9 protein-coding genes are annotated in these 12,806 nt (G+C 39.8%); 4 read left to right on the top strand and 5 right to left on the bottom strand.

Features of this window, described 5'->3' with window-relative positions:
• Nucleotides 1-143 precede the first annotated feature (143 nt).
• Nucleotides 144-1,145 (top strand): branched-chain amino acid aminotransferase, encoded by a 1,002-nt coding sequence (locus GQR47_RS06080; RefSeq protein WP_257983256.1) that lies wholly within the window; start codon nucleotides 144-146, stop codon nucleotides 1,143-1,145.
• A 105-nt stretch (nucleotides 1,146-1,250) separates the two neighbouring features.
• Here the strand turns inward: GQR47_RS06080 and GQR47_RS06075 are convergent, their stop codons facing one another.
• Nucleotides 1,251-3,821, bottom strand: a complete 2,571-nt coding sequence (locus GQR47_RS06075) for a TonB-dependent receptor (protein ID WP_165723652.1) — start codon at nucleotides 3,819-3,821, stop codon at nucleotides 1,251-1,253.
• Nucleotides 3,822-4,536: 715 nt separating this feature from the next.
• Nucleotides 4,537-4,851 (bottom strand): DUF962 domain-containing protein, encoded by a 315-nt coding sequence (locus tag GQR47_RS06070; RefSeq protein ID WP_165723651.1) that lies wholly within the window; start codon nucleotides 4,849-4,851, stop codon nucleotides 4,537-4,539.
• Between the two features lie 164 nt (nucleotides 4,852-5,015).
• Between GQR47_RS06070 and GQR47_RS06065 the strand changes: the two genes are divergently transcribed.
• Nucleotides 5,016-7,172, top strand: coding sequence for a prolyl oligopeptidase family serine peptidase (locus GQR47_RS06065; RefSeq protein WP_165723650.1), 2,157 nt, complete (start codon nucleotides 5,016-5,018; stop codon nucleotides 7,170-7,172).
• 142 nt (nucleotides 7,173-7,314) lie between these two features.
• Here the strand turns inward: GQR47_RS06065 and GQR47_RS06060 are convergent, their stop codons facing one another.
• A complete protein-coding gene (locus tag GQR47_RS06060; protein WP_165723649.1) occupies nucleotides 7,315-8,607 on the bottom strand; it encodes an anti-phage deoxyguanosine triphosphatase in 1,293 nt (430 codons plus the stop codon).
• A 248-nt stretch (nucleotides 8,608-8,855) separates the two neighbouring features.
• Between GQR47_RS06060 and GQR47_RS06055 the strand changes: the two genes are divergently transcribed.
• Together GQR47_RS06055 and GQR47_RS06050 are read left to right on the top strand one after the other, a co-directional pair.
• Nucleotides 8,856-9,662, top strand: a complete 807-nt coding sequence (locus GQR47_RS06055) for a glucosaminidase domain-containing protein (RefSeq protein WP_165723648.1) — start codon at nucleotides 8,856-8,858, stop codon at nucleotides 9,660-9,662.
• The gene (locus tag GQR47_RS06050) at nucleotides 9,655-10,323 is read left to right on the top strand and encodes a DUF2987 domain-containing protein (RefSeq protein ID WP_277344982.1); all 669 of its coding nucleotides are present in this window, start codon (nucleotides 9,655-9,657) and stop codon (nucleotides 10,321-10,323) included. Before GQR47_RS06055 ends, GQR47_RS06050 begins: the two co-directional genes overlap by 8 nt.
• Before the next feature lie 64 nt (nucleotides 10,324-10,387).
• Here GQR47_RS06050 and GQR47_RS06045 read toward each other — a convergent pair whose 3' ends face one another.
• Together GQR47_RS06045 and GQR47_RS06040 are read right to left on the bottom strand one after the other, a co-directional pair.
• Entirely contained in the window at nucleotides 10,388-11,392 is a 1,005-nt protein-coding gene (locus GQR47_RS06045; protein WP_002959786.1) for a LacI family DNA-binding transcriptional regulator, read from the bottom strand.
• A 62-nt stretch (nucleotides 11,393-11,454) separates the two neighbouring features.
• On the bottom strand, nucleotides 11,455-12,777 hold the full coding sequence (locus tag GQR47_RS06040) for an MFS transporter (protein ID WP_024595426.1): 1,323 nt from the start codon (nucleotides 12,775-12,777) through the stop codon (nucleotides 11,455-11,457).
• Nucleotides 12,778-12,806 lie beyond the last annotated feature (29 nt).

Here is a 12,806-nt window from a genome sequence, read left to right as displayed (position 1 = left end):
TTTGTTTATAGCACCCAAAGCGGTTGATTAGTAAACAGCACTTGCAAAAAATTCTCATAGTTAATTAAAAAAGCCTTACTTTAGCTATGGTTAAATAGCGTGTGATTGTCATACAATGGAGGGAAATAGACCACACAAGAGAGATTAAAATGGCCGCATTTGGTACCGTGTTTATGCCGCAGATGATTCAAGCTCGTTTTTCTGATAATAAATGGAGCGAAAGCTCAATTGTCCCTTCCGATAAACTTGAACTTCATGCTGGTGCGCACGTTCTTCATTATTCAAGTACATGTTTTGAAGGCTTAAAAGCCTTTCGCCATGAAGATGGTTCTGTTTATCTTTTTAGAATGGATGCAAATATTGCACGCATGCAACAAAGCTCAGCGCTATTAAGCTTACCGAGTTTTGACAGCGATATGCTAAAAACGATGATTATCGATATTATGCGCGAATACGCAGATGAAACGCCATTACCGCCGGGCTCTATGTATATTCGTCCAACGCACATTGGAACTGAGGCTGCAATTGGTAAAGCGGCAGCGCCATCAATGAGCTCGCTTTTGTACACGTTACTATCGCCAGTAGGAGATTACTTTGCCGGTGGTGCAACTGCACTGCGTGTACTGCTTGAAGAAGATGGCATGCGCTGCGCCCCGCACATGGGAATGGTAAAAAGTGGTGGTAACTACGCCAGTGCTTTAGCACCTATTAGTGCTGCACGAACTAAGTATCAAGCAGATCAAATTTTATTTTGCCCAGGTGGCGACGTACAAGAAACCGGTGCTGCTAACTTTATACTTATTGATGGCAACGAAATTATTACTAAAGCGCTTGATAGCACGTTTTTACATGGTGTAACGCGTAATAGTATTTTAACCATTGCAAAAGATTTAGGTATGACGGTAAGCGAGCGTAACTTTAGCGTTACTGAGCTACTAGAGCGTGCTGCTAAACCTGGTACTGAAGCGGCGCTTTCGGGCACTGCAGCTGTACTAACTGCTGTGGGTACGTTTATTCATAACGATAAAGAATACAAAGTAGGTACTGGCGAGCCAGGCCCAACTACTGCGCGCCTTCGCCAAGCATTGAACGATATTCAATGGGGTAAAAGTGAAGACAAGCACGGCTGGTTAACTAAAATCTAATAATAGATTTAATAATAGATTTAGTAATAGATTTAATAGTAACTCGCATTAAAAAGCCACCTAATCGGTGGCTTTTGTGTGTTTGGTTACTTTAAGCTGTGCTTATTAAAACTTCATTTCTATTTTGCCGTACACGTAGCGTCCGTTAAATCCATACGGTGAAAAGCTTGAGTATGCGAACAAGCGTGAGAAAGTGCTTACTTCGTCAACATTTTCGCGTGTTGCGTCTGGGTAAATATCAAAAATGTTATTCGCTCCCAAGCTTAACGATACGTTATTGGTAAGTGCATAAGCTACGTCTAAATCAGTGATCCATTTTGGTTTTAGTACTTCATTTAGCTCTGCCGTTGATGATGGATCTTGAGTTTCACCGTAACGTGTTGTTCTAAGCGTGGTACGTATGTCGTCGTTAGTCCATGTTGCGCTTAAGTTGTACTTATTACGCGGTGTGCTTACTTCAAAACGACGTAGCTCAGTGCCTGAGAACAAGTTGTCTTGATCAAACCCAGCACCTTGCAGCTCTGCTGGTGGGTCGATAATATTTGTTACTTCATTTTTACCGTAGTTGTAACCTAGGTTAAAGGCTAAATCGCCATAACCATCAGTTGCTACATTATAAGAGGCAACCACATCAACACCACGGGTTTTACTGTCAATTGCATTTAAGAAGAAACGACCTTGGTTAGCGCCTGTGCCTTGAAGTAAATCGGCAATAGCATCGCCCGATAAGTTGTTTGATAACACAATGCGGTCATCAATTAATATTTGGTAGTAATCAACCGATAAGCTGAAATTAAAGTCGGTAGACCATGTAAAACCAACGCCGTAGTTAGTAGCTTCTTCTGCATCAAGACCAGGTGAGCCCAGTGCTTTTGCTACATCGCTGCTTGGTGCGAACGTACCTGTTTCGGTTGGTTCGCCATCAACAAATACAGTGGCCACTGAGGTAAAGTATTGTTGCTGCAAAGAGGGTGCTCTAAAACCAGTTGATACAGAGGCGCGCAGCGCTAAGTCTTCAGTTAATGAATAACGAGTCGCAACTTTACCGTTAAGTGTATCGCCAAAGTCTGAGTAATCTTCATAACGGGCGGCAACCGCTAAATTCCAATCGTCGGTTAGGTAGGTTTCAAGGTCTATATACAAGCTCACGTTATGGCGGCTATTGTCGCCCTCTGATTCGGGTGTAAACCCCGGGAATACTTGTGCGCCCGCTGCGCCAAATGGGCCATCGACTGGGTCGGTTACTGCGCCTCCTGGGCCAAATGTGCCTTGTGCATATGAAGCTTCTTCGCCTGCATCTATTTGGTATCCTTCGCGGCGATACTCAGCACCTACAGCTACACTTACCGAGCTTTCTAAAAAGCTGACGTCTACTTCGCGACTAAAATCAACGTTTAAGGTAAGTTGATCGTAGGTAAGTGTTCCGGCATCAAAGCTTGTTTGGCTAGTAGGGCCGTATGAGGTATTTAAGCTATTTATAACGCCAAACTCGAACGCATCTTGACCATATACAGCCGATACATCGTAATTCCATTCACTTACAAAACCTTTAGCGCCAAGTGCCAGTGAAAAGTCATCTATGTCTGAGGTGATAACAGGCAAAAAGCCATCAGGGTAAACTTCTTCTATATTACGGCTATCGCTTGCACGGCGATAAAAACCACCGCCTTCGCCTTCGCGTTTGCTGTAAGAGCCAAACGAATATAAATCTACTTCGTTTGTTAACTGGTAACCTGCGTTATAAAACACTGAAAAGTCTTCAACATCGCCATTACCAAAGTTATGGTTATATCGATTTACGGTAAGTTCACGCGGGTCGAGAGAGCCATCATCTGATCGTGCGTAGTTTTCACGATTATCGTAGTCAGAGCGGTTAGTTGAATGGCGGTCGCGGTATTCTGTTGAAATGTTTAAAAAACCATTATCGCCAAGTTCAAAACCCATGTTACCTTGCAGCGTTAGTGTTTGGCCGTCTGTTAAAGAGCGATCGCCCCCTTCGGTAAAGGCTAAATTACCATCACTGCCTTCAGATACAGACTCAAGCTGTGGTACACCGTCCATTTCGGTTACGTTAGCACCATATATAGCCGCAACTGAACCACCGCTGCTGGCACTTTTAAGCACAATATTAATAACACCGGCTATAGCATCAGAGCCATATTGGGCTGCTGCGCCATCACGTAATACTTCAATGCGGTCGATAGCATTTGCAGGTATCGCATTTAAATCAACAGATGATGAACCACGACCCGTTGAGCCATTTAAGTTAAGTAATGCGTTGCTATGGCGGCGCTTACCATTAACAAGCACTAAAGTGTGATCGGGTGCTAAGCCACGAAGTTGAGCAGGGCGTACATGGTCACTACCATCAGTAAGTGATGCTTGCGGGAAGTTAAAGCTAGGTAATAAATTGCTAAGTAGGGCATTCGTTTCAGTAAAGCCTGAATTTTTAAGTGCATCTGCACCAATTATATCGATGGGTACTGCACTGTCTTCTACTGTACGGCCTAATCGGCGAGAGCCAATTACGCTTATTTGTTCGATGTTTTCTTCTGCTTTAGTGTCTTGCTCTGCAGCATTTACGCAGAGCGAACCAAGTAGTGCAGCAGACGCGCTCATTGCGAGTAATATTTGTGGTACCGATTGCTGTAATTTAAATAACGGTTTTCTATTCATGCTGTATTTCCCCATACCCATTGAATTATTTTAGTTTTGTACAAAAAGATTAATACCAACCCGCAATAATACTTAATCATTTTTAGGGGCTAAACGTGCCGTTACCTGCGTTAAAAAATTCTCATTTACGACTGCATGGATGCAGAAGGTAGAGCAATGCAGGAGCAATTGCCGAGAGCAACTAAATAGCGAATTTTTTGCCTAGCTATCAACACGTTTTTCCATCCTCAAAATAGATCACTTAATTAAGCGGATTGGTATAAACTTTTTTGTTACCTTGAACATATACTTAATTAACAAAGTCAGTCAATTGAATAACATTCAATTAATTTAAGGGTTTTTATAATTACATTTGGTTGTTTTTTATAATGATCATTGTTTTAGTTATATAGCGAAGGTAATTGCTAAGTAATTGACGAATAATGAATTATATTTAAAAGTTAAATTTAACGTTTAATTAACTGGTAAGATGAGGTGGATGGTTTAAATTAATTATGGGTAGGGAACCATTTTTATTGGGCTGGCAATAAATAGCTGTTGAGCTATAAATATTTTTTAAAATTTAAAATACAAATAAACCCATTAGATGTTAACTAAATTAACATTTAACAGGTGTGTTATAAATTATGTACTACTTATTAGAACCTATACTTTAAAGCATGAAGCAATTTTGTTTTTATAAGTAATTGGTATAAAAAAAGTGCTAAAAATAGTGTTAAAATTTAATTTTTCCAACAAGCATATCTTTAAACATTACCCAATCTCCCCATAAACTGTAAAAAGGGTGTTTAAAAGTAGCAGGGCGGTTTTTTTCAAAAAAGAAATGTCCGACCCACGCAAATCCATATCCAATAACAGGTAATAGCCATAATAAACTGTAGTGTTGTTTTAATAATGCTATTGCGATTACAGCAAGAACGAGGGTGCTTCCTATAAAATGTAAGCGGCGGCAAATCACGTTGCGGTGTTCTTTTAAATAATAAGGGTAGAAGGCTTTAAAGCTTTTAAACGTGGGGTTTTTACTTTGCATAGTGTGCTCTTTTATTGTTTTTTATTTTAATGAGGGTCGTGCTATTAAAGCGTAAGTTTACATTTGTTTACAGCGATAAATGGCGCTTAACGCATCTAAATAGACAAAAGGGCTAAAAGTTAATAACTTAGGCGCACTATTAATAAATAAGAATGGAACTCAGGATGTTTAAACATACTCTAGCGTGTGCTGTAATTGTAGCGCTTAGCGGCTGTTCAGAGCCAACTAATACGGTAACTCAAGAAGAAGTAAAAGCACCTATGAAGCAAGTTAATGCAGTTATATACCCAGAAACAAAAAAAGGCGATGTAGTAGATACCTACTTTGAAGAAGCCGTTAGCGACCCATATCGTTGGCTTGAAGATGATATGAGCGACGAGACTGCCGATTGGGTTAAAACGCAAAACAATTTAACATTTTCTTATTTAGAACAAATCCCTTATCGCGATAAGTTAAAGCAGCGCCTTGAAAAACTAATGAACTACGAAAAAATAGGCGCTCCTTTTACTGAAGGCGATTACACCTATTTTTATAAAAACGATGGCCTGCAAAATCAATATGTTTTGTACCGCAGTAAAGATGGCGGCGACGTTGAAGTATTTTTAGATCCAAACAAGTTTAGTGACGATGGTACGACGTCTATGTCGGGTTTATCGTTTTCAAAAGATGGGTCATTACTCGCGTATCAAATATCTGAAGGCGGCAGCGATTGGCGCAAAATTATAGTTATTGATGCACATACTAAAGAGCAAGTTGAAGAAGCGCTTGTTGACGTTAAATTTAGTGGCATTGATTGGTTAGGCAACGAAGGTTTTTATTATTCAAGTTACGAAAAACCTAAAGGGAGTGAACTTTCGGCTAAAACAGATCAGCATAAAGCGTATTACCATAAGCTAGGTACTGCTCAGTCTGCTGATAGTGTTGTATTTGGTGAAACTGATGAGCAAAAACATCGCTATGTAGGCGCTGATGTAACTCAAGATGGCCATTACTTACTTATTTCAGCTAGTACGTCTACTTCAGGCAATAAGCTGTTTATAAAAGATTTAACAAAAGAAAACAGTGAGTTTGTAACGGTTGTTGGAAATACTGATTCAGATACATCGGTTATTGATAACGAAGGCAGCAAGCTGTTTTTAGTTACTAACCTTAATGCACCAAATAAGAAAGTAGTGACGGTTGATGCAAGTAACCCAAGCCCTGAAAATTGGGTTGATTTAATTCCTGAAACCAAAAACGTACTAAACCTTACAAAAGGTGGCGATACCTTTTTTGCCAACTACATGGTTGATGCTATTTCGCAGGTAAAACAGTACAACAAAAAAGGCGAGCTAATTCGCGAAATTACATTACCAGGCGTGGGTACAGCACGTGGTTTTGGCGGTAAAAAAGATCAAACAACGCTTTATTATTCGTTCACTAACTACAAAACACCAGGTACTACTTATACGTTTGATGTAACTACGGGTGAATCGGGTGTTTATCGTAAGTCGGCTATTGATTTTAATAGTGATGATTACACGTCTGAGCAAGTGTTTTACACATCAAAAGACGGTACTAAAATACCGATGGTAATTACCTATAAAACAGGCATTAAGCTTGATGGTTCAAACCCTACTATTTTATACGGTTACGGTGGTTTTAATATTAGTTTAACGCCAAGCTTTAGCCCTGTTAATGCAGTATGGCTTGAGCAAGGTGGTGTATACGCCGTTGCTAATATTCGCGGTGGTGGTGAGTACGGTAAAGACTGGCACAATGCCGGCACTAAATTGCAAAAGCAAAATGTGTTTGACGACTTTATTGCGGCAGCTGAGTACTTAAAAGATAAAAAGTACACGTCTAAAAAGCGTTTAGCACTTCGCGGTGGATCTAATGGTGGTTTGTTAGTTGGCGCAGTGATGACGCAGCGCCCAGACTTATTTCAGGTTGCTCTACCTGCTGTAGGTGTACTTGATATGCTGCGCTACCATACATTTACTGCAGGCGCTGGTTGGGCATATGACTATGGTACCAGTGAGCAAAGCAAAGAAATGTTTGAATACATAAAAGGTTATTCACCACTTCATAATGTAAAAGCAGGTGTCGAGTATCCAGCCACTATGATCACAACTGGCGATCATGATGACCGCGTTGTCCCTTCGCATTCGTTTAAGTTTGCTGCTGAGCTTCAAGCAAAGCAAACAGGTAATAACCCAACGCTTATCCGCATAGAAACAAATGCGGGGCATGGTGCAGGTACACCAACGAGTAAAACAATTGAGCAGTATGCTGATATATTTGGTTTTACGCTATATAACATGGGCGTAGAGTCGTTATAAAAGCGCTTTAACAAAATAGCTAACTTTAATAGCTGAGCAAAAGGCCGAGTAAATTTAATTTACTCGGCCTTTTTAATGTTTGTTAGTAGTTAGTAGTTAGTAGTTAGTAGTTAGTAGTTAGTAGTTAGTAGTTAGCAGTTAGCTATTGCATAGGTGAAAACAATCGTTGATACGTTTTATAAGCGTATTCGTCGGTCATTCCGCTCAAATAATCGCAAATTATGCGCATCCCTTGATTTTGTTTTTCGGCTTCTATGTATTGTGCTTGTGTAGTTTCGGGCAATAAACGCAGCGGATCGCTAGCAAACGCGGTAAATAACTCTATTAGTAAGTTTTGACCTTTGAACTCTATTTGCTGCATTTCGGGGTCACGTATTAAACGTTGAAACACAAAATGCTTAAATATTTGCAATACATTGTCGTATTGGGCATCTAATTTAGCGGTGTACTTTAAAATAGGGCATTCAAAATTATCGTTTTGAATATCTAAATGTATATGAATAATAAAGGTATTAACCAGCTCACCTATGGCATCTTTTCGCTCATAATCATTTTTTGAAAACAAGCGCTGGGTCAGCGATTCAAGCATGGCGTTTAGCCAGTCAAAGTTTAGTGCTTTTAAATGGGGCAGAGCATGAGTTTGCCAATCGTCTAACGTAAGTACATGGGTTGCAATGGCATCTTCTAAGTCGTGTACGGCGTATGCTATATCGTCGGCATGTTCCATTATGGCGCTGTCGAGCGATTTATACGTTGTTTTAGCGCGGTACTTATCAATAGCGGCATGGTTACCCAGCAACGTTTTATCGTTTTGACTCAGTGGCTCTACTATCCAGTTGAATATGGCTGCATCGTCGTTGTATAACCCTTTGGCTGGTCGCCAATCATCTGCTTTTATAAATGCACGACCGGTTGTGGCATCGGGAATGGTATGCCAAAGCGTATTAATAAACGCGGGGTATTTTATAAAACCTAATAGAGTACGACGAGTTAGGTTCATGCCGTGGCCATTACTGTAGGGCTCAAGTTTTGCAACTATGCGCAGTGTTTGTGCGTTACCTTCAAAACCACCGTGATCGCGCATCATGTAATTTAGCGCTATTTCACCACCATGACCAAAAGGCGGATGGCCAATATCGTGCGCTAAACACAATGTTTCGAGCAATCCAGTTGATGGAAAGTGCGTAAAGTCGATATGTTGCGCTTTTAAATGGCGCAATATGCCGGTACCAATTTGCGATACTTCTAAAGAGTGGGTAAGGCGAGTGCGGTAAAAGTCGTTTAGGCCAATGCCCATAATTTGGGTTTTAGCTTGCAAACGCCTAAATGCAGCGGCATGAATAATGCGCGAACGATCGACCTGCCACGGCGAGCGGTTATCGTTAGGGCGATGTTTATATTGCTCTATTATTCGGCTTTGCCATTGTTTATCCATACTGCTTACTCACACATAGTTAATATTATTAAACTTTGCTCAGTATACCCATGGACTTATAAATTGCGAATGAACAAATGCACTACATAGGCTCTGTTTTATCTAAAACCCAAATACATTGCTGAAAATTCAACCGTAAAAGGTCATCAAACCCCAGTTATTCGCGTTTATAAAGTGGCTTAGGTATAATGCGCCTTCGTATGCTTGTGTATTAACCATGCATAGTTGTTGTTTCAAAGAGAGAATACATGTTAAAAACGATTTTTAAGCTTTTACTAACCGTGTTTTTTGTATGGGCGCTTGCTTACCCGTTTATACAAAGTGACGATGTTGAACTAGATGAACAAACGTCAGAACAACCAAAAAAAGTGAAGAAAAAAGAAAAACCATTACATAATGTAAAACTGCCAAAGTTTTCAGAATTTAGTGATGTTAAAGAAAAAAAACATGCATTTTTTAGCTTTATTCGTCCGCACGTTGAAGCCGAAAACAAAAAAATATTACAGCAACGCGCTAAGCTTGAAATAGCACGCATGATGCTACAAAACGAATTACCTTTAGAAAAAAAGCAAAGCAAAGATATTGCAGCAATATTAAAGTCGTACGGCTTACCAGCCACCATTGATACGCTAATACTTACGCAAGCACTACGCCGTGTTGATATAATTCCTAAAGAATTAGCGCTTATGCAAGCTGCGAATGAATCTGCGTGGGGCACATCGCGTTTTGCACGTATTGGCCTTAATTTTTTTGGTCAGTGGTGTTACACAAAAGGCTGTGGCATGGTACCAAAGCGCCGTAATACTGGAGCTGCACACGAAGTTGCTACGTTTAAATCGGTAAGAGCTGCTATAAACTCTTATTTTAAAAACATAAATACGCATCCTGCTTATAAAGATTTGCGCGCAATACGTGAAAACTTACGTCTTGAGCAAAAACCAATTTTAGCGACTGAACTTACACATGGTTTAATGTCTTACTCTGAGCGCGGTGAAGCGTATATAGAAGAGCTAAACACGATGATTAGCCAAAATAGAGCCTACTTTGATGAATAAATACATTTTTAATTGCACCAACGCCATTGCGTTAGTGCTGCTGGGCATGAGTGCATTTAATGTTAATGCAAGAGAATTTGTTATGTCGTATGACGGTTTTTATGACCGATTAAAAGTTGTTAACAAAGGCGACTTTCAATATGCGCGAGTTAATTTTTATATAAGTGATATAGCAACTAATGAAGCGTGTGCCATTAAAAGCGGCACTATTTTAACTGAAAGAAACGAGTACCCACTTAACTTCACCGATAAAGCACAGCTATTATTACCGTTCGATAAGCAACTTGATACAGATAAAGCCGTCATTGTGGTGCAGCCACAAAATCCAGATCATGATTGCCAATTAAAACTTCAAATAGAAGCAAACGAACTTGAAGACTTAACGTTTTCAAAGCAGTCGTTATATACCATTAACGAAGAACTTGATGAGCTGTTAACTGATTTATCGGGCTTTTTTGTAAGTAAATTAATGTGGTTTTTATTACCAGAGCAAAAGGGCGTAGCAGTTACATTTAAAAGCCCAATGCAATTTGATGATGAAAATATAACGTGTGAAAAGTCTGTGTGTTACTTTGCAGTTGAAGATAGCTGGGAAGATGATACCGCGTCACTTGGCGATATATCGCAGGTTATTAAAGTAACGCCTTGGATTGTTAAGTAGCTCACATATAAAAAGCGGCATTTAGCCGCTTTTTTGTACCAAAATTAGTATTCGCTTTTAGTTTTTACTTGATAAGTGGTGCAGATGAATCGCGCTGCATTAAAGTAGGTTCAAAAAAGCGATTTATAACAAGGTTTTTATTTTGATAAACATCTTTAAGCACTAATTTAGCAGCCATTTCGCCCATTTTTCCGATCGGATTATCTATGGTCGTGAGTGTAGGGTACAGGTAGTTTGCAAAAATAACGTTATCAAATCCAACAATCGATAAGTCGTTTGGTAAATTATAACCGTGCTCTCGAGCATATTTCATAGCACCGGAAGCCATTTCGTCATTGGCGCACACTAGTGCAGTAAAGCTGAGCTTTTCATCAATAAAATGTTTTAAGCCTTTACTACCGCCGGTTTCGTTAAAGTCCCCAATGTAATAAAGCGCAGGATCAAATTTAATACCAGCCTCTGTGAGTGCTTGTTTATGACCCTCTAAGCGGTTAAAAGCATCTGCTTTAAACTGCGGACCTGCAATGTACGCTATTTGTGTATGGCCTTGATTTAATATCGATTTAGTGGCTAGGTAGCCACCTAATTGATTATCTAGGCTGATACAGTTGTCTTTTAATTGCTCTACGTAACGGCTCATTAAATAAACGGGCGTAGAGCCTTTACTTAGTTTTATTAGGTAGTCGTCTGAAACGGCTTCAACGTGCAAAATAATAGCATCGCAGCGTCTGCTAATTAAAAACTCAATGCCTTCTTGTTCTTTGTCTTCTTCACTGTGCCCGGTGGTAATAATAACGTGTTTACCCGCAGCACGAAGCTCCGACTCAATACCTGCCATCATTTGGGCAAAGAAAGGACCATGTAACTCAGACACTAAAATACCGACACTGTTAGTACAGTTAGAGGCTAAAGATTGCGCTATTGAGTTAGGCTTGTAGCCAAGCTGCTCCATGGCATCAAGCACTTTTTGTTTGGTTTTATCGCTTACACGGGTATTTTTGTTCATCACGCGAGAAACGGTGGCTAACGATACGCCCGCAAGCTCTGAGACTTGATAAATTGTTGCCATGTTATTTGTTCACTCGCTTATCCTTAACTACTTCGGCTAAATAATACCTTAGAGTATATATCTTAACTAGCTGTTAGTTTAGATTGAATATTTTCAACAACCTGATTAGTCAGTGTATATTTTTTCATTATGTAGGCAACAAATAAAGATCCAAAAGCAGGTAACACAGTAAATGAAAGTAAAATACCGTGTTGAGTATCAAGTGTTTGTACTACATCGGCCTGATAACTGTAAAAAGATAACAACCAGCCTGCAATTGCGCCGCCTACCGCCACGCCCATTTTAATAAAAAATATGACGCCTGAATAAACTAAACCCGTAATGCGTACACCTGTTTTTTCATGCCCGTAATCTATGGTGTCGGCCATTTTTGCCCACAACAAAGGGGTTGCCATATCTAAAAAGAATTTCCATAAAATAAAGGCAGTAAATGCGAGTACTAATTGATCTTTACTAATAAAGTAACTAAAACCACAAATAGCGGCGGCAATAACTTGTAAGCTTATATAGGCTTTTATTTTACAAAAGCGCTTTGCAAGCGGTTGAGCTAAAGCACACCCTAGCATGCTTGCTGCAACGCCTAGTGTCATAAATAAGGTGATTAAATCGTCTCGACCTAAATAGTATTTTACGTAGTAAACAGCAAGCGTAAGCCTTAATACTTGACCGGTAAGTAAAAAAAACGCAGCTAAGCAAAGCGTTCGCCATTGATCGTTTTTAATTAATGCTTTAACACTTTGGGCAAAAGGAATGTTTTGCTCTTTTGGCTGTTGTATACGCTCTTTTGTGCCTAAAAAACAAAGTAAAAAAAGTACAAAGCCTAAGATGCTCATTGCAGTCATGGTGAATTGATAGCCCTTAGCTGCATCGCCTTGGCCAAAGTACTCAACCATTGGCATAGTACAACCCGCTACTATTACGCCGCCTAACATACCAAATACAAAGCGGTAAGACTGAATAGTCACGCGCTCTTTTACATCTGCAGTAAGTACACCGCCCAGTGCACAATAAGGAATATTGATAGCGGTGTAAGCCACCATAAGAAGTGTGTAAGTAGTAAAGGCGTAAATTATTTTATCGGTGCCTTCTAAATCAGGCGTAGTAAACGCTAAAATACTAATAATGGCAAAAGGAAGTGAAAGCCAAAGTAGGTAGGGGCGAAAGTGCCCCCAGCGCGTATGTGTTTTGTCAGCAAGGTTGCCCATTAATGGGTCGGTTACGGCATCAAAAATACGTACTGCTAAAAACATAGTACCGACAACAGCGGGTGATAAACCCACTACGTCTGTGTAGTACAGCATTAAAAACATCATAACTGTTTGAAAAATAATATTACTGGCGGTGTCGCCTAAGCCATACGCTATTTTTTCTTTTACACTGACCATGATTATTTATCCCGCTTTATACTTGTTTT

Origin of the sequence: Pseudoalteromonas sp. Z1A2, from assembly GCF_011378755.1 — a bacterium.
Lineage (GTDB): Bacteria > Pseudomonadota > Gammaproteobacteria > Enterobacterales > Alteromonadaceae > Pseudoalteromonas > Pseudoalteromonas distincta.
Note: the sequence above shows the minus strand (reverse complement) of the source record. Positions and strands in the feature narration are given on the sequence as shown.